Annotated in this window: 31 protein-coding genes; 11 read left to right on the top strand and 20 right to left on the bottom strand. The window is 40.3% G+C overall.

Features of this window, described 5'->3' with window-relative positions; translation table 11 throughout:
• Positions 1 to 19: 19 nt before the first annotated feature.
• The 6 genes from LIT25_20885 to LIT25_20910 form a co-directional block, all read right to left on the bottom strand.
• Complete coding sequence (locus LIT25_20885) at positions 20 to 571, bottom strand: hypothetical protein (GenBank protein ID USK33006.1); 552 nt, start codon at positions 569 to 571, stop codon at positions 20 to 22.
• A 103-nt stretch (positions 572 to 674) separates the two neighbouring features.
• The gene (ytkD, locus tag LIT25_20890) at positions 675 to 1,148 is read right to left on the bottom strand and encodes a nucleoside triphosphatase YtkD (GenBank protein USK33007.1); all 474 of its coding nucleotides are present in this window, start codon (positions 1,146 to 1,148) and stop codon (positions 675 to 677) included.
• Positions 1,149 to 1,212: 64 nt separating this feature from the next.
• Positions 1,213 to 1,545, bottom strand: coding sequence for a hydrolase (locus tag LIT25_20895; protein USK33008.1), 333 nt, complete (start codon positions 1,543 to 1,545; stop codon positions 1,213 to 1,215).
• Positions 1,546 to 1,614: 69 nt separating this feature from the next.
• The gene (locus LIT25_20900) at positions 1,615 to 2,019 is read right to left on the bottom strand and encodes a phage holin family protein (GenBank protein USK33009.1); all 405 of its coding nucleotides are present in this window, start codon (positions 2,017 to 2,019) and stop codon (positions 1,615 to 1,617) included.
• A 64-nt stretch (positions 2,020 to 2,083) separates the two neighbouring features.
• Positions 2,084 to 2,365: a hypothetical protein gene (locus LIT25_20905; protein ID USK33010.1), complete on the bottom strand. Its 282-nt coding sequence runs from the start codon at positions 2,363 to 2,365 to the stop codon at positions 2,084 to 2,086.
• A 676-nt stretch (positions 2,366 to 3,041) separates the two neighbouring features.
• Positions 3,042 to 3,482 (bottom strand): DNA starvation/stationary phase protection protein, encoded by a 441-nt coding sequence (locus LIT25_20910; protein USK33011.1) that lies wholly within the window; start codon positions 3,480 to 3,482, stop codon positions 3,042 to 3,044.
• A gap of 108 nt (positions 3,483 to 3,590) precedes the next feature.
• Here LIT25_20910 and ytzI point away from each other — a divergent pair, with 108 nt between their 5' ends.
• Entirely contained in the window at positions 3,591 to 3,758 is a 168-nt protein-coding gene (gene ytzI / locus LIT25_20915; protein USK33012.1) for a YtzI protein, read from the top strand.
• Between the two features lie 276 nt (positions 3,759 to 4,034).
• The gene (locus tag LIT25_20920) at positions 4,035 to 5,381 is read left to right on the top strand and encodes a S8 family serine peptidase (GenBank protein USK33013.1); all 1,347 of its coding nucleotides are present in this window, start codon (positions 4,035 to 4,037) and stop codon (positions 5,379 to 5,381) included.
• Between the two features lie 44 nt (positions 5,382 to 5,425).
• Here LIT25_20920 and LIT25_20925 read toward each other — a convergent pair whose 3' ends face one another.
• Both LIT25_20925 and LIT25_20930 read right to left on the bottom strand, forming a co-directional pair.
• A complete protein-coding gene (locus LIT25_20925; protein ID USK33014.1) occupies positions 5,426 to 6,397 on the bottom strand; it encodes a TIGR03943 family protein in 972 nt (323 codons plus the stop codon).
• 19 nt (positions 6,398 to 6,416) lie between these two features.
• Positions 6,417 to 7,424 (bottom strand): permease, encoded by a 1,008-nt coding sequence (locus tag LIT25_20930; protein USK33015.1) that lies wholly within the window; start codon positions 7,422 to 7,424, stop codon positions 6,417 to 6,419.
• A gap of 213 nt (positions 7,425 to 7,637) precedes the next feature.
• Here LIT25_20930 and folE2 point away from each other — a divergent pair, with 213 nt between their 5' ends.
• The gene (gene folE2 / locus LIT25_20935) at positions 7,638 to 8,540 is read left to right on the top strand and encodes a GTP cyclohydrolase FolE2 (GenBank protein ID USK33016.1); all 903 of its coding nucleotides are present in this window, start codon (positions 7,638 to 7,640) and stop codon (positions 8,538 to 8,540) included.
• Between the two features lie 33 nt (positions 8,541 to 8,573).
• On the opposite strand, the gene rpsN is transcribed toward folE2, so the two are convergent.
• A complete protein-coding gene (rpsN, locus tag LIT25_20940; GenBank protein USK33017.1) occupies positions 8,574 to 8,828 on the bottom strand; it encodes a 30S ribosomal protein S14 in 255 nt (84 codons plus the stop codon).
• A 270-nt stretch (positions 8,829 to 9,098) separates the two neighbouring features.
• Between rpsN and LIT25_20945 the strand changes: the two genes are divergently transcribed.
• Both LIT25_20945 and LIT25_20950 read left to right on the top strand, forming a co-directional pair.
• On the top strand, positions 9,099 to 9,269 hold the full coding sequence (locus LIT25_20945) for a Fur-regulated basic protein FbpA (GenBank protein ID USK33018.1): 171 nt from the start codon (positions 9,099 to 9,101) through the stop codon (positions 9,267 to 9,269).
• Positions 9,266 to 9,391 carry an FbpB family small basic protein gene (locus LIT25_20950; protein USK33019.1) on the top strand — a complete coding sequence of 42 codons (126 nt, stop codon included), beginning with the start codon at positions 9,266 to 9,268 and terminating at the stop codon, positions 9,389 to 9,391. Before LIT25_20945 ends, LIT25_20950 begins: the two co-directional genes overlap by 4 nt.
• 61 nt (positions 9,392 to 9,452) lie before the next feature.
• On the opposite strand, the gene purU is transcribed toward LIT25_20950, so the two are convergent.
• Together purU and LIT25_20960 are read right to left on the bottom strand one after the other, a co-directional pair.
• On the bottom strand, positions 9,453 to 10,304 hold the full coding sequence (gene purU / locus LIT25_20955; GenBank protein USK33020.1) for a formyltetrahydrofolate deformylase: 852 nt from the start codon (positions 10,302 to 10,304) through the stop codon (positions 9,453 to 9,455).
• Between the two features lie 168 nt (positions 10,305 to 10,472).
• Positions 10,473 to 10,946 carry an S-ribosylhomocysteine lyase gene (locus LIT25_20960; protein ID USK33021.1) on the bottom strand — a complete coding sequence of 158 codons (474 nt, stop codon included), beginning with the start codon at positions 10,944 to 10,946 and terminating at the stop codon, positions 10,473 to 10,475.
• Positions 10,947 to 11,089: 143 nt separating this feature from the next.
• Here LIT25_20960 and yidD point away from each other — a divergent pair, with 143 nt between their 5' ends.
• On the top strand, positions 11,090 to 11,320 hold the full coding sequence (gene yidD, locus LIT25_20965) for a membrane protein insertion efficiency factor YidD (GenBank protein ID USK33022.1): 231 nt from the start codon (positions 11,090 to 11,092) through the stop codon (positions 11,318 to 11,320).
• Here yidD and LIT25_20970 read toward each other — a convergent pair.
• Positions 11,308 to 11,871 (bottom strand): carbonic anhydrase, encoded by a 564-nt coding sequence (locus LIT25_20970; GenBank protein USK33023.1) that lies wholly within the window; start codon positions 11,869 to 11,871, stop codon positions 11,308 to 11,310. The two genes, yidD and LIT25_20970, sit on opposite strands and share 13 nt — an antisense overlap.
• 133 nt (positions 11,872 to 12,004) lie before the next feature.
• On the opposite strand from LIT25_20970, the gene LIT25_20975 reads away from it, so the two are divergent.
• Both LIT25_20975 and LIT25_20980 read left to right on the top strand, forming a co-directional pair.
• Complete coding sequence (locus LIT25_20975; GenBank protein ID USK36359.1) at positions 12,005 to 13,180, top strand: GTP-binding protein; 1,176 nt, start codon at positions 12,005 to 12,007, stop codon at positions 13,178 to 13,180.
• Between the two features lie 122 nt (positions 13,181 to 13,302).
• Positions 13,303 to 14,340, top strand: a complete 1,038-nt coding sequence (locus LIT25_20980; protein ID USK33024.1) for a metal ABC transporter substrate-binding protein — start codon at positions 13,303 to 13,305, stop codon at positions 14,338 to 14,340.
• 50 nt (positions 14,341 to 14,390) lie between these two features.
• Here LIT25_20980 and LIT25_20985 read toward each other — a convergent pair whose 3' ends face one another.
• Together LIT25_20985 and LIT25_20990 are read right to left on the bottom strand one after the other, a co-directional pair.
• On the bottom strand, positions 14,391 to 15,323 hold the full coding sequence (locus LIT25_20985) for a GTP-binding protein (GenBank protein USK33025.1): 933 nt from the start codon (positions 15,321 to 15,323) through the stop codon (positions 14,391 to 14,393).
• A gap of 91 nt (positions 15,324 to 15,414) precedes the next feature.
• On the bottom strand, positions 15,415 to 15,657 hold the full coding sequence (locus LIT25_20990) for a type B 50S ribosomal protein L31 (protein USK33026.1): 243 nt from the start codon (positions 15,655 to 15,657) through the stop codon (positions 15,415 to 15,417).
• A gap of 207 nt (positions 15,658 to 15,864) precedes the next feature.
• On the opposite strand from LIT25_20990, the gene LIT25_20995 reads away from it, so the two are divergent.
• The 3 genes from LIT25_20995 to LIT25_21005 all read left to right on the top strand — a co-directional run bounded on the left by LIT25_20995 (position 15,865) and on the right by LIT25_21005 (position 18,558).
• Positions 15,865 to 17,220: a cytochrome ubiquinol oxidase subunit I gene (locus tag LIT25_20995; protein USK33027.1), complete on the top strand. Its 1,356-nt coding sequence runs from the start codon at positions 15,865 to 15,867 to the stop codon at positions 17,218 to 17,220.
• Positions 17,221 to 17,253: 33 nt separating this feature from the next.
• On the top strand, positions 17,254 to 18,297 hold the full coding sequence (locus LIT25_21000; protein ID USK33028.1) for a cytochrome d ubiquinol oxidase subunit II: 1,044 nt from the start codon (positions 17,254 to 17,256) through the stop codon (positions 18,295 to 18,297).
• 102 nt (positions 18,298 to 18,399) lie between these two features.
• Positions 18,400 to 18,558 carry a DUF1540 domain-containing protein gene (locus tag LIT25_21005; GenBank protein USK33029.1) on the top strand — a complete coding sequence of 53 codons (159 nt, stop codon included), beginning with the start codon at positions 18,400 to 18,402 and terminating at the stop codon, positions 18,556 to 18,558.
• Between the two features lie 84 nt (positions 18,559 to 18,642).
• Here the strand turns inward: LIT25_21005 and LIT25_21010 are convergent, their stop codons facing one another.
• From LIT25_21010 to LIT25_21035, 6 genes are all read right to left on the bottom strand, one after another.
• Complete coding sequence (locus LIT25_21010) at positions 18,643 to 19,530, bottom strand: metal ABC transporter permease (GenBank protein ID USK33030.1); 888 nt, start codon at positions 19,528 to 19,530, stop codon at positions 18,643 to 18,645.
• Entirely contained in the window at positions 19,527 to 20,852 is a 1,326-nt protein-coding gene (locus LIT25_21015; GenBank protein ID USK33031.1) for a metal ABC transporter permease, read from the bottom strand. The genes LIT25_21010 and LIT25_21015 overlap by 4 nt, the downstream gene beginning before the upstream one ends.
• A gap of 15 nt (positions 20,853 to 20,867) precedes the next feature.
• Complete coding sequence (locus LIT25_21020) at positions 20,868 to 21,617, bottom strand: metal ABC transporter ATP-binding protein (protein ID USK33032.1); 750 nt, start codon at positions 21,615 to 21,617, stop codon at positions 20,868 to 20,870.
• 18 nt (positions 21,618 to 21,635) lie between these two features.
• On the bottom strand, positions 21,636 to 22,562 hold the full coding sequence (locus LIT25_21025) for a zinc ABC transporter substrate-binding protein (GenBank protein ID USK33033.1): 927 nt from the start codon (positions 22,560 to 22,562) through the stop codon (positions 21,636 to 21,638).
• A 398-nt stretch (positions 22,563 to 22,960) separates the two neighbouring features.
• The gene (menC, locus tag LIT25_21030) at positions 22,961 to 24,070 is read right to left on the bottom strand and encodes an o-succinylbenzoate synthase (GenBank protein USK33034.1); all 1,110 of its coding nucleotides are present in this window, start codon (positions 24,068 to 24,070) and stop codon (positions 22,961 to 22,963) included.
• Positions 24,063 to 25,511: an o-succinylbenzoate--CoA ligase gene (locus LIT25_21035; protein USK33035.1), complete on the bottom strand. Its 1,449-nt coding sequence runs from the start codon at positions 25,509 to 25,511 to the stop codon at positions 24,063 to 24,065. Before LIT25_21035 ends, menC begins: the two co-directional genes overlap by 8 nt.
• Positions 25,512 to 25,552: the final 41 nt, after the last annotated feature.

Here is a 25,552-nt window from a genome sequence, read left to right on the forward strand (position 1 = left end):
GATACCGAAAGCCTTTTTATTATTTATCATTTATACCTTTATAAGGAACCCCGTTCATTTTTGCAGCAGAATAAAAATTTGCATGATCACTGTTGAATCTTCTGTCTCGAAGAAAGACAAGCTCTTCTCCATCCTTAAATAACAGCTTCACCTGCCAGTTAACCGCCTCATCATCTGATTCTTCCGTGATAATTTCTTTAACATCCTTCCATTCGTAGCTAGTTTCAGCAAAAGACCATGGTTTGCTGAATATAATTTCATCATAAGTCACCACCTTATAGTGATCTGTACCAAGTCCAATCCCAATAACCCCAATAACAGCTAACGGCAATGCAGCCTTCCATAGTTTTTTCTGATTCAAATACATCAAAAAACTTGCAAGTGCGAAAATTCCAATTGATATTCCGTATATATACAGCACAAGCTTAGGCGTTTGGATTGTAGCTGTATTCATTGTGTGAAATAAAATGTTATGTATGGTATACGGAGCAATCAGGATCACAAAAAAACTTGAGACTGCTAATACTAAAGAAATGGCCATCCAAATGTATCTTGGTTCACTGTGAGTCATTTTTTAATCCCCCTGCTTTCATCTCTCCAATTAATATTACTATATTTTCCAATGGAACGTTTTATTTTTTAAACAAAAAAAATCCCGGCATCCAATACCGGAATCATACCAAATATTCAGCCAAGACTTTCTCCAGGCTCTTAACCAATACATTATCTTTCATAATAAAGCTGAACTTGCGATTCCTCCCGATATCCTCGGGCAGTGCTTCAAATAAGATTGGTCCTTTTGTTTCAAGATAGTCGGTTTGTGGGATAATCTCGCCAATTTCTGCGTAATAGATGTTTTTAATGATGGTTTTTTCTTTTCCGAGCACCTTATACTGTCCTATATATCTTAGTTTTGATACGGTTGCTCCTGTTTCTTCTTTTACTTCTCTTAACGCAGCATCATCAGGACTTTCTGAGTTTTCGACCTTGCCGCCGGGAAATTCATATCCGCGATCTCTATGAATCGTAAGCAGCCACTGATCCCCATACCGGCAAATGACCCAAACATGCTTAGGTTCTTTTGAAAATGGATATTCTTCAAAAGACAGATGAACTTCATTGTGATAATAATCTTTAAATCGAAACATTTCTATCCCTCAATTTCTATGTGTCCATAAAAATCTTATCACAATGAAAGAGTTTGTATAAGACCTATTGTTGTTCTTCAATCTTTTTTAGAATTCCCTGGGAACGAATGTGATTCTTGGCTTCTTCGTCTCCAAGCTTATAAATCATTTCATAAATTTTATAATTCGTTTGATCAATTGCATCATTCTGCCTGTCATAATGATATTCTAAATACGGTACATGGGCTCTGAAAAAACCCTGCCAGTCAGACGAATACACCTGATCAAAATACTCTCTGAGCGATGTAATTTCTTCTTCTGTCGCTTCAATCTTATAATCCCACGGAGCTGACGTGCTCAGCTGTGATATTTCACCGTTCGCAACCGTTACAAAATAAGTTTGCTTCGTATCTGACATTTCCTAAAAGCACCCCTTTACTTGTCCATTGTTTATTTTTTTCCTATTCATGAACAAATTATTCGGCACTCATTTTTTAAACAATTGCTCAATAAACTCTAAAATCCTAATTAAAAACTTCGGAACAGGCAGCTTCACATAATGAGCATTTCTTAAGATGTGGAGAGCTTCGAAAACTATATAGAAGCAGATCGTTCCATCACGCAGTATATAGTTCGTATTAAGCACCAAATCAATTAAATTTGCAACAGCCACGACTGAAATGATGATAACCTTTGCACCAAGCCTTGACATCGAATTTCTAAGCAAATTTCCAGTATTGGTTAGAGCATCTGCCAGAATAAATGTGACTAACTCAATGAACATTAACGAAAGCAGAATTAAAAAAATTTCATGAAGCTCGCCAACTATGAAGGTGAGCACGGAAAAATAAATGGATGTAAACATAAGCAAGCCCATTTCTGGACGAGACATCTTCTTGCCTTCCTTTCAAAAATAATAGATTCCATATATCTTATGTTTTCTCTCCCTCTTTGCTCTAGCAGATACCCCTTAGTGAAAAAATGTACTGAATGAGCCAGGGCAAAGCACATAAAAGACCGGTCCATTGTACACGGACCGGTCTTTTATGGCAGTTAAGTCTTTTTATCAATCTTGGTTCCAAGAGATGAATGATCTGGAAAGTCTGAACTTTTGTAAAATCCTCCATCTTGACTGTCACATTTGCTGCCTGCGTGGCCATTTGGCTTTGCAGCAAATTCATGCTTAATGTGTGCTGCAGCTGGCTGGCCTGACCAGCCATTATTGAACTTATCGTCATTATTATCCTTCTCTCTATTTTATCATTGGCAGACGTAACGGCAGGTTGAATTAAGTTGTCTTTGCTGATAAATAACTATATGGCGACTTTTTATTTATAGTGTCAATATGAAAAATACAAGATCTATTCAAGTAATTATTAGTGAGGATTTTCTTAAAGCAGGGCGTGGAAAATCTACTAGTTATGCCGGTATTCTATGACGCACTTTTTTCAGAGTGGAGGCGGTTTTTCTGCTTCATTCAACCGCTTTGATGCACTTTTTTCAAGGTGAAGACGATTTTTCTGTTTCATTCAACTGTTTTGAAGCACTTTTTTTCAGGATGAAGACGATTTTTCTGTTCCATTCAACCATTTTGATGCACTTTTTTCAAGGTGAAGACGATTTTTCTGTTTCATTCAACTGTTTTGAAGCACTTTTTTTCAGGGTGAAGACGATTTTTCTGTTCCATTCAACCACTTTGACGCACTTTTTTCAGGGTAAAGCGGTTTTTCTGTTCCATTCAAACGCTTTGACGCACTTTTTTTCAGGGTGAAGATGATTTTTTTGTTCCATTCAACCATTTTGATGCACTTTTTCCTGGGCATAGCGATTTGAATAAGGCTAACTTAAAGTATCCTCTAAGCGATTATTTTAAAATTTATTCAACAATGAAAAAAAGACTGCCCTGCGGCAGCCTCATTTTCCCAAGAATGATTTCAGCATCCAATTATGCTTTTCTAAACTTTGATGAATAGCAAGGAGCATGTCTCCTGTTGTTTCATCGCCGACCTCATCTGCAAGGTCCATACCTTCTTTCAGTTCATCGGCAACTTTTGAAAAATCATCATAGACCGTTTTCACCATTTGCTCTGCTGTCTCTTTGCCTTCTGCTTCGCTTACTGTGGAAAGCTCAAGACATTCCTTTAGAGTCGCTACAGGCGCTCCATCAAGTGCTAATAGCCGTTCTGCAAGTTCATCAATATGAACATGCGCTTCATTGTACAGCTCTTCGAATTTTTCATGCAGTGTAAAGAAGTTTTGACCTTTTACAAACCAATGATAATTATGTAATTTCTCATATAAAACGGTCCAGTTAGCTACTTGTTTATTTACTGTTTGCACTAATTTTTCAGACATTTTTTATCTCCTCCTTATGTACTTTTAAATTACCCCTTTTAAGATAAAATAAAACAGATTACTGCCTGATTTCTGATACAATTATGGTATACAGGGGGAGATTATCACATGTTTTATATTTTTGCGATCTGCATTATTATTATTATTATTGTGCTGCTGCTCAGTGTTCTGACTACGTCAAAAGCTTATAAATACGAGCATAAGATTGATCCTCTTCATAAAGAAGAATACACACAGGAATCAGATTCTAAAAAACATAACAAGGAAAACGTCTGACATGATCAGGCGTGTTTTTTTTTGGGGAATTTAAAAAGAAATCATGATAAAAGGACGATCATTTCGACAAAATGATTGAACATGCGTAATATTAAACAGCATTCTTTCAGTCTAAAAGTCACTATATTTTTCCAGATCCTTCAAAACGGATAATAGTCTTATATCAATAGGTTTATTTAACCGCAACACTAGCAAGAAATATGACGAATAATATTCATTCCCTCCATATTATTTATAATATAATGAAAATTAAGAAATCAAAGGGGGATATAAATAATGACATTGAAGAAAGTTATTTTTGCAGGCATCATGACCACGGCACTTTGTGCTTCTGCCGTATTTGCAGGGGCTGCACAAACAGGACAAGCTCAGTCACTTGAGAAGAAATACATAGTTATGTTCAAAAACGAGACTAATTTACCGTCCGGGTATAAAGACTTAGTAGAAGATGCTGGAGGAAAAATAAGCAGCACGCTTGAACATGTTGGTGCAGTAGAAGTTACTTCTTCAAATCCTGAATTCTTAAAAGAAGTTAAAAAATCCTCCCAGATCGCTGAAGCCGGCATTCAGAACAAGTTGTACCCTGAGACACCTGCAGTTGAAGCAGAATTAACGTTCCAGGAAGCTGAAAAAGCAGACCTGTATGAGACGCTTCAATGGGATATTAAGCAGGTTACAGACAACGGCGCCTCATGGAAACTTCCAGGCGGTACTGGAAAAGCAGCTTCCGGCGAAGATATTGTAGTAGGCATCATTGATACAGGGATTGATTACACTCACCCTGATTTAAAAGAAAACTACGCATACGGAAAATCTTTTGTTCCGGGTCTTACAGACCCTAAAGATGAAAACGGACATGGAACACACGTAGCCGGATCGATTGCAGCTAAAGGAAGAACAATGGGTGTCGGACCTGATTTAAAAGTAGCAGCATACCGTGTATTTGGACCAACAGGAGGAGCTGAAACGGCTCATATCGCTGAAGCCCTTATGGCGGCTGCCGATGATAATGTAGATGTAGTAAACATGTCCTTGGGCGGTTACGACTGGTACCAAAATCCTGAGTTCGCTACAAAAGATATCGTTGCTGATGTCCAGCTCTTTAATCGTGCAATTAAGTATGCCATTCAAAAAGGCGTAACAGTTGTAGGCTCTGCGGGCAACAACGCAGTAGATATCAGCAGTCCAGGCAAACTCTCTGGTGATGATAATGGAGCTACTCACAGAAGCCCGAGCAGCCAGAGCATGATTCGCGTTTCAGCTGCCGGAAAGCTTAAAAACTTGGCTTTCTACTCAAACTATGGCGTTGGGAAAATTGATGTGATTGCTCCAGGCGGCGATTTAGGGCCGAATTACAATCCAAGTACTGGGGCAGGCAGAGATAATACTTATCTATGTTTAGCCACTGTACCTGGAGGATACGGCTACAAAGCAGGTACATCAATGGCAGCTCCTAAAGCAGCTGCACTTGCAGGTGTTATCATCGCAAAGCATGGAAAAGATCAGCTCTCTCCGGCTCAAGTAAAGCACATTGTTCAATCTTCTTCTATCGATTTATTTAATAATGGATATGATGGCGAAGCAGGACATGGATTAATCAATGCTGTAAATGCTCTCAAATAAGATAAAAACCAGCAGGGAAATGAAAATTCCGCTGGTTTTTTCTGTTAATATTCCTCATAAACATAAGGTTCTTTTGGCTGTTCAATTTTTTCAATAGATTGGATCTCTACATTAGGAAGAACCCAGTCCTGGTATTTCACACTTTTAATGACACCGGAGACTTTCACCCACTCATCCTGCTGATATTTCTCTCCATCAGCAATCGAAGCAAGCGTTCCATATACTGATGCATCCGCAACACAGCACGATAGTCCGAACCGTGCTACCACGAATTGATCTTCTTTGAAGTCATCTTCCCGATAAACAAATCCGAGCATTTCTACTTCTTTACCGGAAAACTTTTCAGGGTTTTTATCCATAATGTTTGTCATGGCAATGTAATTCTCTTCCGTTAAAACAATTTTTTTCATCTTCAGCATTTTTGCTTCCAGCTCTTCATAGAATCCGTCTGGAGGAGCTTGGATTTGGAATCCGTCTGGATGTTCAAGAGGCACATCTGGACTGGATTCCGGCGATTGAGATTTTTCCTGAACTCTCTCTTCAAGCTGCTTCATATATTCATCAGGATCCTGTAAATAAAGATCGGCTAAGTCCTCATCCATTGGAGGCTCTTCACTTTTTGCCGTTTCTTGAGACTGGCTTAAACCTGATTTAAAGCCGCGTTTTGCGGCAATCGAACTGTCTAAAACCACATCAGGGAAGACAAAACCGGTCACAACCGGGAAGACAAACATGGAATAGATCATAATCGATTGAATCGGCGTGCTTTTCCCTGAATGATCAAAGCCGCAATTGCAGTATAATTCTTCTTCATTTTTACTGCCGCTTCTCCAAATCTGCACAACTCCCAAAAGCAAAAAGGTGATCACTGCAAAATAGATAAACGGCAGCATGCGGGGAGCAATAAAATTTTGAATATCTCCCGTTATGATCAGCTTAAAAAGGAGCATCGTAAACCCCATTAAGATAATTCCGCGCAGGTAGAGGTGAAAACGGTAATCTCTTTGTTTTTCCATTGCTTAAGGATTCCCTCCTTTATAAAATAAACTGCTGGTACACTAAGACGGACACATAAACGGCAGCCGTTACTATCCCAATAAAAGCTGCAACGAACTTCACTCTGAAAAAGGCAAACAGCATGATCGTATTCTTTAAATCGACCATTGGACCGTACACGAGAAAAGCAAGCAGCGAGCCTGCAGTGAATGTTCCTCCGAATGAAGCGGCAACAAACGCATCAGCTTCTGAACAAAGTGAGAGAATATAGGCGAATGCCATCATAATTGCTGGTGATAAAAAGTCGCTCGAACCTAGTTCTGCAAGCATAGACCGATCCAAGAATGTCTGGAAAATACTCGCAATAAATGCTCCCAGAATCAGATATTTACCCATTTCGAAAAACTCATCACTTGCATGGAAAAGCGTTTCCTTAAATTTGTTCACACCTTTAACAGGCTCTGCTCCCGCACCTCTTCCAACCAATTCTTCTCTTGTCCACTTCAGCTGATCGCGGTTTTTGAATAGTAGATACACAACGAATCCAACCAAAATGGAAACGACAAATGCGAGTCCCATCCGGCCGTAAACAATTTCTTTTGAAGACTGGAAAGCATAATATGTAGATGCAAAGACGACCGGATTTAATATCGGAGCAGCAACTAAAAAGACAATTCCGACATGAAGCGGCATCCCCTTTTTAATTAAGCGTCTGACGATCGGGACAATCGCACACTCGCAAACAGGAAAAATAATGCCGAGCAGGGCCGCGGGAAAAAGAGCAATAATTGCGTTCTTCGGCAAAAACCGCTGAATCATTTCCTCTGAGACAAACGATTGAATAAGAGCCGATACAAAAACACCAAGTAAAATAAATGGGATGGCCTCAAGCACGATGCTTAAGAAAATGGTATTTAAATTCAGAAATGCTTTTGGTGCATCAATCTGAAAATTCCCGAAATCTATGAAAATAAAAAGATAAATAAACAATCCTATTAATGCAAGAGCAAATGACTCTTTCACAATAGAAGAGGCTGGTTTTTTCATTATAAAACTCCAATCCTATTCTTTTCTCCTAGCACTATATCATATGGGGCTTGTCCTTAGATTATGCAAATTTAGTGAATTCATTTTTGTCGAATTGTGAAAATCATTCGTGATACCTGCCTCATCCCCTCTTTTTTAAGCATTTTTAATTGCCGTTATCTATCTTTGTAAAGTATACTCACTATTATTGAGGCACTTGAGAGGAGATCATCCATGATTAGAGAGATAACATTACCGCCGAAAAAAGAGAGACATAGACTCTTTGGCTCCGTTGAACCAGGTTTAAAAACGAAACCAACCGAAAAAGACAAAATGCCAGATCTGCAAAATTCAAAAAAAGACTTTCTTTTTCATATAAATGCAGTTGGAATCAGCAATGTGAAATATCCCGTTCAGATCATATCTGCATTAAGTCCAAAGGAACAAACAACCGTTGCTTCCTTTAAAATGACATCATCCATTTCTTATGAAGCGAAAGGCACAAACATGAGCCGATTTACAGAGCAGCTTGAGAAGTACCGTTTAAATGGAGGATTCACTCTTTCCCTAACAGAGCTTTTTGATTTTACTAAAGAGCTTGCCGGACGCCTTAAACAAAAGGATGCCGAAATTGAAGTTACCTTTCCATGGTTTTTTGAGCGAAAGGGGCCAAGCTCTGAGCTTGCCGGCTTGAACCATGCAACTGCAGGCTTAAAGATTAAGTATGAAGAAGGAAAAGGGTTCACAGCAAGCGCAAAGCTTACTTGCGCAGTAACAACTCTTTGTCCATGCTCAAAAGAAATCAGTGAATACAGTGCCCATAATCAGCGCGGGTTTATCACGATGGATGTAGAATTCACGGAAGACTATCGCGAGGAGCAGGACTGGAAAGAAGCACTGCTTGCAGCAGCAGAAACAAATGCAAGTGCCATGATCCATCCCGTCCTAAAGCGTCCTGATGAAAAAATGGTAACAGAAACAGCCTATGAAAATCCGCGTTTCGTAGAAGATATGGTGCGATTAGTAGCAGCAGACCTTTATGAGCTTGATTTTGTGGCTGCTTTTCATGTCGAATGCAGAAATGAAGAATCCATTCATCTTCATGATGCGGTTGCTGAGCTTTCTTATCGAAAATAATAAAAGGCGGGTGATCATGCATCACCCGCCTTTTCATTCCTGCCAGCTAGCTTTTTTCACTCCCGGGAGCTGTCCTTTGCGGGCATATTCTCTAAAAGCAATTCTTGAAAGCTTAAACTTGCGTATATATCCCCTCGGCCTTCCTGAGATTTCACAGCGATTCTTCAAGCGTGTGGGAGAGGAATCACGCGGCAGCTTCCTTAAAGCCTCCAAATCCCCCTCCTTTTTCAGCTGCGTTCTTAGTTCTCTATATTTTCCAGCCATTTCCTGACGTTTCAGTTCTTTCACTACATTGCTTTCCTGGCCAATCTTCTCTTCCTTTCATTTGCCAGGATGTTATGATAAGATAAATCGTAATAGTTACTATTTATATTTTAAACCATCTTTTTTTAAAAAGCAAATTTTCTGGTTTTGTTTTTATCATTTGGTGATATATATAATTGGAACCATTTTCGGCCTATAAGAATTCAGAAAATACTTGCTTTGCATACTAAATGCAAGTATAATTTAGTTGAGAATGATTATCATAATCATTTATATTGAGGTGAACGTTTCTTTATGAAAACAACGATTCATGGAGCTGCTGAATCAAGGAAAAATGAATTAATTGAACAGCTGCTTGATATGGGGATATATAGAACGGCAGAGGGCCAGCTTTATGAGCTCTGCGAAACTAAGCTTGAAAAGGAATTCAGCGACAGAATGCAGCGAAAGGGGAATAACGGATGAGAATTTTTAAAAAATCATTTAAGGAACTGGTTGAAGAAAATAAACAAACCATTTTAAATGACAAAATCCTGCTCGATAAAGTATACGAAAAAATCGATTTAAAGCAGAGTGTAAAGAAATAGACCCCTCTGCTTCACACGCAAAAAATCCGCTCAGAGCGGATTTTTTTGCATATTCATTATCTTATGGAAACACCACAGTCTTGTTTTCATAAACAAGCACTTTATCATCTAAATGCCAGCCTACCGCTCTTGAAAGAACAAGCTTCTCGACATCTCTTCCAATTCTCTTTAAATCCTTAATCTGATAACGATGACTGACACGCTCGACATCCTGTTCGATAATTGGACCCTGATCAAGCTCTTCTGTTACATAGTGCGCAGTAGCACCGATGATTTTCACACCGCGGTTATATGCCTGATTATACGGTTTCCCGCCGACGAATGCAGGAAGAAACGAATGATGAATATTGATGATTTGATTTTTATACTGCTCAATCATAACAGGCGGTATGATTTGCATGTAACGCGCAAGCACAACTGTATCCACATTGGCTTCTTCTAGTAATGAAAGATGGCGTTTAGCCGCTTCCTCCCTTGTATCCTTTGTTGCAGGTACATGATGATACGGAATGCCGTATAGCTTCACAATTTCTCTCATATCATCATGGTTGCTGACTACCATTGAGATTTCCGCAGACAGCTCTCCAAGCCGGAAACGCTGAAGAAGATCCTGCAGACAATGATCTTCTTTAGAAACAAAAATGGCAATTTTCTTTTTATCGCTGGCACAGGACATGCGCCATTTTATATGAAACGGTTCTGCTTTTTTTTCAAATCGGGTTCTGATCTCCTCAATCTTATCTTCAATCCCAAGCAGCTGAAATTCGATTCTCATAAAAAACAGGCCGCCTACAGGATCTGTTGAATGCTGATCCGAATGAATAATATTGGCTCCCTCATCTGCCAAAAAATGTGAGACCGCAGCCACAATTCCAGGCCGGTCCTCACATGAAATCAATAATCTTCCTATCATGAATAAACCCTCCTAAGTCCGTATGTTTCTCTAGAGCGGACATCTGTTTAAGCAATGAAAACAGTATAACGAAGTGGATATCGATTCGCAACAGATTCTTTTTAAGTTTTCTTTCACGTTCACAATAAAAAGAAGCACTGCGCTAAGTGCAGTGCTTCTCTAAAAAAATTATCCAAAAACTTTTGCAAGCTCTTTTTTATCCTGATCAAGCCAGAAGCGCATCAAGCGCTTTGCTCCTTCTAAATCGTGAAGCTTCGCCTGTCCGCATTGCTTTTCATTAGCAGCTGGAATTTCTGTAATTTCTATTGCATCTTTCAGCGTGTCGTCTAAAAGATCAATAATCTCTTCTACTGTCGGTTCCCCGCTGACTACTAAATAATAACCAGTCTGGCAGCCCATTGGAGAAATGTCGATAATGTCAAAATGATCGTATTTCTCTGAATGTGTGCGAATATTAAACGCAAGTAAATGCTCTAAAGTGTGAATCACATCCGGCTTCATGGACTGCTTGTTCGGCTGACAGAAACGGATATCAAATTTATTGACAAGACCGTCGCTTCCTACTTTGTGAACGCCGCAATGTCTTACATACGGTGCTTTTACTGCATTATGGTCAAGGTCAAAGCTTTCTACTGATGGCATCATTACCACTCCTTTTTAAAACTTCTCTTTCCATCATACAATTAATTCCGATAAAATTCATCTATTTTCTCCGAATTAATTCTTCCAATTTTAACTTCTTCTCTTCTTGCAGTATACTTAAGGCATAAGAAGAGGTGACATTTATGAAACAGCTATTCATTGCACTTATACGTTTTTACCAAAAATTTATTTCTCCGCTGAAGCCGCCGTCCTGCCGGTTTTATCCGACATGTTCTCATTACGGCCTGGAATCAGTTAAGAGATTCGGCGCACTTAAAGGCGGATATTTGACCGTTAAGCGGATCTTGAAATGCCAGCCCTTTCATCCGGGAGGATTTGACCCTGTACCTGAAAAAAAGAATCAGTCCAGATAGCCGTCTGCTACAAGGTCCAATTTTCCTGTGGACGGGTCGATGATCAATCCATGAACAGGTACATCATTTGGAAGCAGTGGATGGTTGCGAATAACGCTCACACTATGTTTTACACTTTCTTCAACGTTATCAAACCCTTTTAGCCATTCTTCTAAATGAATGCCTGAATAATTCAGGGTGTCAATTTTATCCTGGGAGATTCCGCGTTTCATGGCTTTCTCAAGAAAAGAAGCCGGATTAAGGCTGCTCATTCCGCAATCATAGTGGCCGACTACACATACTTCATCTGCCCCAAGTTCCATGACCGCTACCAGAATACTTCTCATGATGCTGCCGAAAGGATGAGCTACAATCGCACCGGCACTTTTCACAATTTTAACATCGCCATTTTTTATATTCATGGCCTGAGGAAGCAATTCTACTAGCCGAGTATCCATACAGGATAGAATAACCAGCTTTTTGTCAGGAAATTTGGTGGTCTGGAACTTTTCATAGTCGCGTTTCTCTACAAACTGGGTGTTATGCTCAATAATTTCATCTAACAATCTCATCTGCTATTCTCCTTATAAATCATTTTTTATTTAATATATCACAACACTTGTTTTTTAGGTTAGTTTTGCTATATGATGTATTTTATAAATCGTAATCATTATTATTTATTTTATAAAGGAGGAATTTTTCATGATAGACCAAATACCCGTCACCGTGCTGAGCGGATACTTAGGAGCAGGCAAGACAACCCTTTTAAAGCACATTCTTGAGAATAAAGAAGGCCGACGAATGGCGGTCATTGTAAACGATATGAGCGAAATTAATATAGATGCAAGCTTAATTAAACAGAATCCCATCAGCAGGACCGAAGAAAAATTGGTTGAGATGCAAAATGGCTGCATTTGCTGTACCCTTCGCGAAGATTTAATGGTGGAGGTAGAGCGCCTTGTTAAGAATGGCGATATTGATTACATTGTGATCGAATCATCCGGCATCAGTGAGCCTGTGCCTGTAGCCCAAACATTTACGTATATTGATGAAGAAGTCGGCATTGATCTTTCGCAAACCTGCCGTTTGGATACAATGGTGACAGTTGTTGACGGCAATCGCTTCTGGGAAGACTTCTCCTCAGGCGAAAATCTTCTTGACCGCAAGCATGGAACAGATGAAAACGACACTAGAGAAGTGATTGATTTGTTAATTGATCAAATTGAATTTGCCAATGTGCTTTTATTGAACAAAACCGACCTTTTAAACGAAGAAGACATTGATGAATTGTATGGGGTTCTAAGGAAACTGAATCCGGATGCCAAGATCCTGAAAACAGCATTCAGCAAAGTACCCGTATCAGAAATACTTAACACAAAGAGCTTTGATTTTGAAGAAGCAAGTCAATCTGCGGGTTGGATAAAGGAATTAAATGAAGAGCATACCCCTGAAACAGAAGAGTATGGAATTTCTTCCTTTGTCTACAGAAGACAAAAGCCCTTTCACCCTGAGCGCTTTATGAACTGGCTTGAAAATTGGCCTGCTGATGTTATTCGGGCAAAAGGATTTTTCTGGACCGCCACTAGAAATGACACGACAGGGCTTCTTTCACAGGCTGGTACGTCCATCATGATTCAAGGTGCAGGAGTATGGGTTGCCTCTTACTCAGAAGAAGAACAAAAACAAACGTTGACAGAAGAACCTGAACTGCTTGAACGCTGGGATGAAACATTTGGAGACCGCATGACTGAACTCGTTTTTATCGGAATTGATCTTTCAAAAGATGAAGTAGAGACCTCGCTTGACGGCTGTCTTCTGACGGATGAAGAAATGGCATCAGATTGGTCTGAATTAAAAGATCCACTGCCTGCCTTTTCATAATTATTTGAATCCTTTTTCTTTTTCGCTCTGAATTTTTCCGATTCTCAAATCGTAAGTATTACGATATAATGTGAAAGGACATATTGAAATTAACTTAATACCACATATATAAGGAGTAAATGATGAAAAAAACAGGACTGACAATGGCACTTGCGCTAATGCTTGGAACAGCACTTGCAGGGTGTGCAGATAATGATCAAAATGCAAAGGATAACGGTGAAGACAAGCTGAAGATTTATACAACCATCTTCCCTGTTCAGGACTTTACAAAGAAAATTGGCGGTGATGCTGTTGAAGTCGAAAGCATCTATCCCGCAAATGCAGATGCACATACATTTGAACCATCTACAAAAGATATGGTAGCTATCGCAGAGGGAGACGCATTTATTTATTCAGGCGTTGGTCTAGAAGGCTTCGCTGAAAAAGCAACCAAAACCCTAAAGTCTGAAAAAGTAAAAATCATTAAAGCAGGTAATGGCATTGAGCTTGCTGATGCTTCCCATGATGATGAAAATCATGAGGAGCATGCAGAAGAGGAAGGTCATGATGAGCACGCTGATGAAAAAAATCATACTGACCATGCTGATGAGGAAAGCCATGATGAGCACGCTGATGGTGATGCTCATGATCACGGAGATAAGGATCCGCATATTTGGCTGGATCCTGCCCTCTCTATTCAAATGGCTGAAAACATTAAAAATGGCTTAATTGAGCTTCAGCCAGATTCTAAAGATAAGTTTGAAAAGAATTTTGAAACACTAAAATCAGATTTAGAAAAATTGGATGCAGATTATAAAGAAACAATCGATGCCGCAGACAAAAAAGAAATTTTGGTATCACATGCCGCATACGGCTACTGGGAGGAGCGCTACGGCATTCAACAAATCAGCGTTCTCGGGTTATCGCCAACTCAGGAGCCATCACAAAAGCAGCTTCAATCCATTATTGAAACGGCAAAAGAACATCATATTAAATATATTATTTTTGAAAACAACGTAAAAAGCAAAATCGCAGATATCGTAAAGACAGAAATTGGAGCGGAGAGCCTGACCCTGACTAATCTTGAGTCAATCTCTGAAGAAGATGCCAAAAACAATGAGGACTACTTCAGTTTAATGGAACGAAATTTGGAAACACTTAGAACAGCATTATCGAAGTAAAAGGAACTACCGGCCTAGTTTAGCCGGTAGTTTTTATTTGGATATTTTTACTAAAAAGACTGATTAAATGAAGTTCTGATCTCTTCAGTATTCAAATTCTGTCCGATCAAAATCAAGACCGTTTTTTCTGTATCTACTTTAGTATCTGAAAGAACGGCTTTTTTTGCAGCGAACTGCATTTCCCGAGGCTCACTTTCTCCCTCTATGAGCAGATAGCCTTTTGCACGGATCAGTCCATTTATTCCTTTCAGCCATGTTTCAAGCTTTTTCAGCCGAACAGCTGGAAGGGCTGTTATTTTTACGGTTCCTATAGAATGATGATGGTGATGATGGTGATGATGCCCTGCTTCATCTGTCAGGGTTACAAGACTTTGCCTTTGCTCAGCAAGCTTTTCAAATGGAACATCCCCGTATGAGGCTGCAAGAACTTCAACACTTGGAGAGATCGCTTTTTCAATTTTATGTCTGACTTTTTTTTGTTCTTTTTCATTAACAATGTCTATTTTATTAAGAATGATAAAATCTGATGAAATAATTTGTTCTTTTAAAAGAGACCGGATTTCCTTAGAGCTTGCAAACATGCTTTGATAATCAAGATAGTGGCTTGTATCAACAATTCCGATCATTGACATAAGTTTAAATTCCTCAATCAGTTCCGGAGACAGCAGGATATCTTTTATCTCCAATGGATTAGCTACTCCCGTTCCCTCAATTAAAAGCACATCAACTTCTTCGCCTTCTAAGAAGCCTTTGAGTGTAGTTACGAGGTCAGCCTGAATGGTACAGCAAATGCATCCATTTAAAAGTTCATGAACGTTTTGATCCTCAAATAAATGCTTTTCAACATTTTCATCGCCAAGTTCATTTAAAATAATGCCGACTTGTTTTCCTCTCTTTTTAAACTCATCGGCCATCTTGCCTAAAACTGTCGTTTTTCCGCTGCCTAAAAAACCGCTGATGGTATATACAGGTATTCTTTTCATGTTCATGCCTCCTCTATATGTAAGAGTATCAAGTTTTGCAGTCATAAAAAAGATGCCCGTGAACAATTTGTTCCCAGGCCCCTTTGATGGATTACATATTGTATTTTTTCTTAAAGCGCTCTGCGCGTCCATCGCGGTCTGCGAATTTTTGACGGCCTGTGTAGAATGGATGCGTATCTGAGCTTACTTCTATTTTAATAAGAGGATAGGTATTGCCATCTTCCCATTCTGTTGTTTCGTTTGATTTCATTGTTGATCCGCTCAAGAATTTAAACCCGCTGTTTGTGTCCATATAAACAACTTTATGATAATCCGGATGGATTCCTTGTTTCATTGTAAAAGCACTCCCTTAATCGTAATTATTACGTTTTATATATTACATGGTTTGTCCTTGTTTGTCAATGTAAGTGAATTGCTTAGAATTCGATTCTATAAGTAAACTTAGAAATAAATGCGTCCCATTTTTACCGCATATTTCCTGAAATAATGAAGACAATAAGGGAAGATTATTACAACCTTGGGAAAGAAAGGCGGAAAAAAGATGGATGATCTTGTATTAGCCAGATCCTTGTTTGGGACGACAATGGGCTTTCATATAATCTTTGCATCACTTGGAGTAGGTCTTCCTCTCATGATTCTGATTGCAGAGCTTCTTTTTCAAAAAACAAAGGATCATGATTATGCGGTCATGGCGAAAAGATGGACAAAAGGTCAGGCGGTGCTCCTTGGTGTTGCCATTCCTACCGGGACGATCGCCGGTGTTCAGCTTGCTTTGTTATGGCCGGGCTTTATGGAGGTTATCGGACGTGTAATGGCGCTGCCTTTTCAAATAGAAATCTATGCTTTCTTTGTGGAAGCCTTATTTATGTCTATTTATGTTTATGCAGCCGACAGAATCTCGCCGCGAATGAGAATTGTCAGTGTTTCTCTTGTCTTGTTCGGAGCCGCAGCCTCAGCGATCTTAATTACAAATGTTCATGCATTTGAAGGCACTCCAGCTGGTTTCAGGATTGAAAATGGGGAAATTGTTGATGTTGATCCATGGGCAGCCTTTTTCAATCCCAGCTTTATTGTCACAGCAGGACATGTTGTTGTTTCAGCGTTTATGACCGGTGCATTTGTTATTGCTTCTATTTCTGCTTATAAAATGCTGAGAAATTTAAAAAACGACCGCCTTTACCGCTTTCATCGCAAAGCGTTAATGATGGGCCTGGTTGTGGGGGGAATATTCTCATTTATAACAGCATTGAACGGGCATGAATCAGCGCAAATGCTCCATGAATATCAGCCTGAAAAGCTCGCCGCTGCCGAAGGTTTATTTGAAACTCAAAGATATGCTCCCCTTGCAATTGGGGGTTTTACGGACCGGGAAACTCAGGAGGTTAAATGGGCCATTGAAATTCCGTGGGCTCTGAGCTTTTTAGCTGACAACAGCTTTAAAACCGAGGTTATTGGCTTGAATGATTTTCCTGAGGAATATTGGCCGCCGCTGTTTGTACATACGCTCTTTAATGCAATGGTTGGAATTGGCAGTCTGCTGATTTTCCTGTCACTTATCGGATTCTTCTGGTACAAGATATTAAAGCGACCTCATTTTCCTAAATGGATGCTTGTCTTATTTGTGCCTTCAGGGATCCTTTCCGTGCTAGCTATTGAGTTCGGCTGGATTTTCGCCTGCACGGGAAGACAGCCGTGGGTCATTTATCGTTTGCTGAAAACAGAGGATGTCGTGACAGCCTCTGGCCAAATTGGAACACTTTTTATTCTTTTCACATTGGTTTATGCGATATTAGGGCTCGCTGTTATTCTTGTTCTTGTCTATTACTTCAAACGAAATCCAGTTGAAAAAGAACTTGATAAGCCGGCGGGTGATGGTGATGGCGTCAGTGTTTATTAAAACGGCATTTACGGATATGGAGGCGTTACCGAAATGATTACAACAGATGCACTGCTTGCCATTACACTTGTATGGGGCTTTGTTTTTATCTATGCTGTCATGGCGACAATGGATTTCGGAGCAGGCTTTTGGTCGATGATCTACATTAATAAAGAAAAGACGAATGCAACCAATATCGCCAATCGTTATTTATCCCCTACTTGGGAAGTAACAAATGTCTTTATTGTAGCCATTGTCGTGGCACTGTTCAGCTTTTTTCCTGGAGCTACATTTATTCTCGGAACTGTCTTGCTGATTCCAGGAAGCATCATTCTTCTGCTTCTGGCAATTCGAAGCGGATTCCTTGTGTTCTCCCATTACTCTAAAGGGTATGAAAAAGCACTTACTTATGTTTCCGGTATTTCCGGTTTCATTATTCCCGCTATTTTATTGCTGGTGCTGCCTATCACTCATGGCGGGTTTATTGAGGTAGTGAACGGTTCACATCAGCTTCAGCTCGATCAATTATTTACAAGTCCAAACGCCTATGCCTTCATCGGATTCGCGATTACAAGCACACTTTTTCTGTCATCGCTGCTGCTTTCTGATTACTCAAATGTGGCTAATGAACCGGAAGCTTATAAAGTTTACCGCCGTGATGCTCTTATCTTAGGACCGTTATCCATCGTAATGGGTTTTCTGATTATACTGACCCTTCGCACCGAAGCAAACTGGCTTTATACGAACATGATGAAATTTTTGCCTTTTCTGATTGGATCTGTTGCGATGTTTATGATTGCGGGCGGTGCTCTTTTCTTACCATCGCAAAAAGACAAAAGAACGCTTGGGAGACCAAGAATCGCGGTTGTTGCCGTAACCATTCAATATTTACTTGCAAGCTACGCATACGGGCGGGCACACTTGCCTTATATGTTGTACCCTGATGTTTCCATTCAGGATGGCTTTACTCATCCCAACACCTTCCATGCAGTGTTTATTACTTATATAGTTGGATTTTCCATTCTCTTTCCTGGATTCTTTTACTTCTGGCGCTTGTTTATGAAGGACAAACGGTATTTGAAGCAAAATGAATCATGAAAAAACAAGGTGCAGCTGCACCTTGTTTTTTAAAATCCTGCGAATGAAAAAACACTTTACTAAGCAAAACTAACTGTTGAACCCTGAAGAAGGTATTGATGAATGCCAAGAGAAGTAATGTGTGAAGTTAATAACTGTGAGTATTGGGGCAGGGGCAATCTGTGTACAGCAGATGCCATCTATGTAGTCAGCCATAAAGGAGATACTGCTTCCCGCAGCGAGGAAACAGACTGCAAAACCTTTAAACCTCATGATCTTTAAGAAAAAGGGACAGCTTCACGCTGTCCTTTTTCTCTATTATTGATAATGAAAATCATTTTTATTCATACTTTACACAATCTTTATTCATTCAAGTTCGGCTGAAGCAAATTTTCTTCTTGAAAGGAGCTTCGATATTAGCCCATGTTTAGGTGAAAAGATAAATGTAAGGAAAAAGATCAGCCCTGCAGCAGTTGCCATTGCCCCTGCAATCGAGACATTCAGCCAAGTTGCTGCATAGTAGCCGGCAACAGCAGATAAAATCCCAATTATTGAACTGATGACCAGCATATGAAGCAATTTATCCGTCAGCAGATAAGCAGCTGATGCAGGTACAATAAGCATGGCTACAACTAAAATAGCCCCTACACTGTCAAATGATGCAACCGTAGTAATGGAGAGCATCCCCATTTGCAGATAATGTATGAGCAGCACAGGTATCCCAATTGCGACTGCCATCTGCGGGTCAAACGAAGAAATCTTAAATTCCTTATAAAAAAGAATGATGATCAATAGATTGATGAAAAAGACGGAACCAAGCATCCATACTGCTTTTGGACCCAAATCTACACCGGATATCGTGATCGTATCCCACGGCACAAATGTTATTTCTCCCATCAGCGCGTGATCCACATCCAGATGAATGTTTCCTCCAAATAAAGAAAGCAGGATAACGCCAATGGCAAATAGAGATGTAAAAACAACTCCGATTGCCGCATCTGATTGAACCCCTTTGGCATTTAAAATTTGTACAAGAAAGGCTGTAAGCAATCCGACAATAGCCGCTCCAATAAACATCGAGATCCCATCTAAGCTTCTGCTTACAAAATAAGCGCATACAATGCCAAGCAAAACAGAATGACTGATCGCATCTGCTAGCATAGCCATTTTTCTTAAGATCAGAAAACAGCCAATCATGGCACAGGTTACACCAACCAGTGAACCTGTAAGTAAGATCCATGCATCATAACTCATTGATACAGCCACTCCTTCCTGCTCAGGCTATTCTTCGATTTAGGAAGCAGCATTGGCTCTCTATGATGATCTTTTAACAGGTTCATTAATCGATCCTTCATATCGCCTGACATCATTTCAACATCAACATCATCACGGCTGGTAATTTGAAGCTGGGCAAGCTCCATTTCATGCATAAGATACATTTCATAAAGACGCTGATTTAAAGCAAGCTGATAGGAAAGCTGCAGGCCATTTTCTGTAAGCCTCCATTTATCCCCTTCTGCTTTCATGACAAGTCGTTTTTTCAAAAGCTCATTTAATGATTTGCTGACCAGACTGTTTGCAACTTTTCTTTTTTTCAATATGTCGTGGAGAGAGAGGGATGCAGCTGAATATTTGCCCCCTGCACTTTCTGTCAAATCGTAAAAAGACAGGAGCAGCTGCTCAATCGATGTTCTTTTTCTCAGCTTCATTTGCTTAATCGTTTTTGAAACAAGGCCGCGTTTCGGAGCAAAAATCAACGAGATTAGAAAGAGCAATGTAGCTGCAATGATAATCAGCGGACCAGTTGCCATTCCTTTTGTCGTTGTGCTCAGGAGCGTTCCGGCCACGCCGGAGATTCCGCCGATAATACCGGCAATAATCACCATATGACCCAGTTTATCTGTCCAATATCTCGCTGAGATGGCAGGAGTGATCAGCATAGCTGCCATTAAAATGACCCCTACTGTCTGAAGACCAATAACGACTGCACAAACAATTAAAACCATAAGCAGGCCATTTAAAAAGGATGTTGGAAGCCCAATTCCTTTTGCAAATTGAGGATCAAACGTCAGAATCTTAAATTCTTTAAAAAAGACAGCTGTCAGCAGGAGCAAAATAGCTGCAATCCACGTAATGATCTGAACATCCTGTCCGACCATTGAAGCTGCTTTTCCGAAAATAAAATCAGTCAAGCCGCTTTGATTTCCCCCGCGGTTGTGCTGAATGAAAGTCAACAGAACAATTCCAAATCCAAAGAATACGGACAAAACGAGACCAAGAGCTGAGTCTTCTTTAATTCGGGAATTATGAATGATAAATTGGATGAGCCATGCAGCAATCATCCCTGAAATGGCTGCTCCGACAAGAAACCAAATTAATGATTTGGAACCGTAAAGAAGGAATGCCATACACACACCCGGCAAGGCAGCATGTGCCATCGCATCTCCAATCAGACTTTGTTTCCTGAGGAGAGCAAAGCTTCCGAGAACTCCGCTTGCAAGTCCAAGCAGCATCGTGCCAAGCAAAACCCACTGCGTATTCTGATTTTGCAATTGATAGAATAGTTCATCCATCATCTTCACTCACTCCTGTTATGTTTCATCCACAAGCACACTTTGATCCTGTAAAAATGTGAGCCTGCCTCCGTATGTTTTTTGAAGATTATCCATGGTAAAGACTTCACTTGTTGGACCAAATGCAATCTTCCTTAAATTTAGGAGCAGAACCCAGTCGAAATATTCTTCAACTGTCTGCAGATCATGATGAACAACTAAAACCGTCTTTTGCCTTGCTTTTAATTCATTTAGAAGGGATATAATCGCTTTTTCAGTTGCCGCATCAACACCCACAAACGGTTCATCCATGAAATACACATCTGCATCCTGTGCGAGAGCTCTTGCTAAAAACACACGCTGCTGCTGTCCGCCTGAAAGCTGGCTGATTTGCCTGTCAGCGAAATCAAGCATGCCTACTTTTTCGAGACATCCCCGGGCAAATTCTGTATCCTTTTTCCCCGGACGCTTGAGCCAGCCAATATGTCCATATCGTCCCATCAGAACAACATCAAGTGCATTCGTGGGGAAATCCCAATCCACTGATCCGCGCTGAGGGACATAACCGACGCGTTTACGCTGTTTTTTATAATGATCACCATAGATTTCAACTTCTCCGGATGCGACTGGAATCAATCCTAAAACGGCTTTAATTAACGTGGATTTTCCGGCTCCATTTGGTCCGATAATCCCAATTAATTTTCCTTCAGGAACTTCAAACCCCACCTCTTGCAGAACTGGTTTGCGGTGATAGGCTACTGTCAAATTTTCAACAGTTACTGGATTCATAGAAAAACACCTGCCTTATTATTTCAATGATGAAACAATTGTATCGATATTGTGTTTAAACATTCCTAAATAGGTTCCTTCTTCTGTTCCTTCTTCACCCATGGCATCAGAATACAGCTGTCCGCCAATAACGACTTCATGGCCTCTCTTTTTTGAGCCTTCCACAACGGCGTTAATCGATTTTTCAGATATACTGCTTTCCACAAATACTGCTTTAATCTTACGGTCTGCCAGGACATCGACTAAATTTTGCACATCTCGGAGACCGTATTCAGAATCTGTGCTCAATCCTTGAAGACCCATCACTTCAAATCCATAGGCGTTTCCAAAGTAAGTAAATGCATCATGCGCTGTTACAAGCACTCTGCTTTCTGGAGGAATGGTTTGAACCTGTTCTTTCGCATATTGATCCATTTCTTGAAGCTTTTTCTTGTAAGCAGCTGCATTTTCTGCAAATTCATCCTTATTTTCAGGTGAAAGCTTGCTGAGCTCTTCTTCCACTATATCAACGGTATAAATCCATAAAGAGATATCAAACCATACATGAGGATCATGTATCTTGGCGTTCGTTTTATCATTAATTAATTTATTTTCGGGAATGGCACTTGCTACTGGCACAGTAGGCTTTTCATTCGACATTTTTTCAAAAATTTCACCCATCTTGCCTTCTAAGTGCAGACCGTTATAAAAAATAATGTCTGCCTCATTCAGCTTTTGAATATCTCCTTGTGAAGCCTGGTATAAGTGAGGATCAATTCCTGGACCCATTAACGATTTTACTTCTACTGCGTCGCCAGCAACATTTCGTGTGACATCTGCTATTTGTGCAGTTGTCGTTGTCACCTTGATCTTTCCGTTTCCATCCCCGCTCGCGCCCTGGCCGCAAGCTGTCATAATAGCAGACAGTGCCAGGATTGAAATCAGAATGAGTAATCTCTTTTTCATTCTTAATCCTCCTCTTTCCTTCGTCAACAAATGTTTCCCTTATGCAAATTTTTAAGTAAAAAAAGGACCTTCCTTCGCAAAAGCCATTTTATGAAAGAAAGTTAGGTTGCGTGCTAATAAGTTAGCTTGTTTCACGTTTTGTTGATGAGTATAATTATTTTGCCTATATGCAACAATTTAAAGCATTTTTATCTTTCTGTCAATCATTCTTTCTCGACAAAAAAAGGCCAGCTACATAAATAGCTGGTCTAAGATTGAAGCAGAGAGGGCTGATTGTCGAAATGATGTCTCTAGCATCATTCCTTTTATTTTTATCATGGAATGTGAAATTTTACAAAACCGCAAAATCTGATTTTGTAAGGGTAAAATCTGATTTTCACCTAAAGAAAAAATCGATTTCACTTCGCAAAACGTTCGGTATGTGTACAGTATTTTGCTAATTTGCTGCGACACACTTCAAATCCGAGCCCTGGCCCTCGAGGAACATCAATTTTCCCATTTTTCACGGTAACGGGGGGAGAAATGATATCTTCTTCCCAATATCGGGCAGAAGCAGAAATATCACCGGGTACCGTGAAATTCGGAAGGGATGCAAGAGCGATGTTATGTGCGCGTGATACCCCTGTCTCAAGCATTCCTCCTACCCAAACTGGAATGCTGTGCTGCAAGCAATAATCATGAATTTTCTTGGACTCCAAAAGACCGCCGACTCTTCCCGGCTTAATATTAATGACGCGGCAGCTGCCAAGCTGAATCGCTTTTTTCGCATCGTTCAGAGTAATGATGCTCTCATCAAGGCAAACCGGCGTTTCTAATTGCGACTGAAGAACAGCATGATCGATAATATCATCGTGTGCAAGCGGCTGTTCAATCATTAAGAGATTGTATTCATCAAGCTGCTTTAAAAGACTGATATCATCCAGCGTATAAGCAGAGTTGGCATCTGCCATTAAGGGAACATCCGGAAAGCTGATCCTGATTTCATGAAGCAGGACAGCATCTAATCCCGGCTTTATTTTCACCTTTATTCTTTTATATCCATCGCTGACATGCTTCCCTATCGTTTCAAGCATATGATCGATTGGAGCCATGCCCACTACTACACCGGAATCAATTTGATTGTTAGTTCCGCCCAGAATTGCTGCAAGCGGCTTGTCCTGCACCTTTGCATAAAGATCCCATACAGCACCTTCAATTGCTGCTTTAGCCATTTGATTTCTTCTAATATAAGAAAAAAAGTCAATAAATGCCTCCGGATTTTGATATGGTTTCTTAAGCAGCTCAGGGATCAGGAACGATTTCAGCATGTGATGACACGTTCCAATCGTTTCTTCTGTGTACCAAGGTGAAGAGAATGCAACAACTTCCCCCCAGCCAATCTGTCCGCTTCGATCACGTACTTCAATCAGCATGCTCTCTCTCTTAGAAACTGTTTCAATACTCGATTGAAATGGTGAAACAAGTTTCATTTCAAGGTGATGAAGTTTCACTTCCCGTACATCAATCATGAGGACCACCAAGAGCCTCTGCGAGCTTTCTGCGCACTAATTTATTTGAGGCATTTCTCGGAAGCTTACTTAAAAAGTGAATACGCTTTGGTATTTTATATTTTGCAAGCATAGCGGAACAATAGGAAATCAGTTCTTCCTCACTTACTGCAACATTTGCAGCAATGAAAGCATGCGGAACCTGACCCCATTTTGCATCAGGCATTCCGGTTACCCCGGCTTCAATGACCGAAGGATGAGAAAGAAGGGCAGCTTCTATTTCTGCAGGATAAATATTTTCTCCGCCTGAGACGATAAGATCTGATCGCCTGTCAAGGACATATAAAAAGCCTTCCTCATCCAAAAATCCCATATCTCCTGTTTGAAGCCATCCATTATGAATTTCTGCTTTCTTCCAATACCCTTTCGTTACGTTCGGTCCATGCACATGAATTTCTCCCTCTGTAAAAGGCGGGCAAGCAAGATCGTTCTTCATAATTTTAATCTCGCAGGGAAAAAGCGGTTTTCCTGCAGAACCAAGCTTTGTCAGACTGTACTCTGGTGATAGTGTGACAATTTGCGAGGATGTTTCTGTCATTCCGTATGTTTGATAAACCGGAATTTTTTTCATTTCACATTCTTTCAATAAAGGCATAGGTGCCGGCCCTCCGCCTAAAAGCATGCATCTGAAGGTTCTCGGATATGTGCTTTCTCCAAGGCTTTCCAGCATTTGAGAAAGCATTGTCTGGACAACTGAAACGATTGTCGCTCCTTTTTCCATGATGGCGAGGTTAGCTTTTGATGGGTGAAAGGATTCATGGAGGATGACGGTCATTCCATAGATTACCCCTCTCATTAGGATGGACAGCCCGCTGATATGAAAGAGCGGAACGGCACACAGCCACCTGTCATCATGATGAAGGCCCAGATTCAAAGATGAGCCGGCAGCGCTCCAATAATGATTGCCGTATGTTTGTAGAACACCCTTTGGTTTACCGGTAGTGCCTGATGTATACATAATTGTTGCTGTCTGATCTAACTGAAAGGAATATTCATATTGAACAGGTCCAGTTATAGTTGCTGCATGCTCTATGCTATCAATCGTTGTCCAGCTTGGATTCTCCCATTTATGATTAAGCGCTGCATCACAAATGAGAAATTTTGCTTCTGAATCCCTTAATTGCCAATCAAGCTCTGAGGCCGTCAATCTTGTATTTAACAGAACGGCTGTTGCTCCAATGTATGTAAGCGCATGAATAGCAGCAGCCATTTCTATACTGTTTTTCATAAGGATTGCAGCGTGCTGCCCTTTTCTGACGCCATGCTGATGATATGTAAATACCACTCGTTCTGTCAGCTCATGCAGCTCGCGAAACGTTACTGTTCTCTCCTCTGTCATCATGGCAGTTCGGTCAGGAGTTAAATAGGCACGCTGCTTTAACCAATTAGGCATTGTATTCATTTTTGTTCACCGCCTTTTATATAAGAAAGCAGCTTGATGAA

It is taken from the genome of Bacillus sp. F19 (assembly GCA_023823795.1).
Lineage (GTDB): Bacteria > Bacillota > Bacilli > Bacillales > Bacillaceae > Bacillus_P.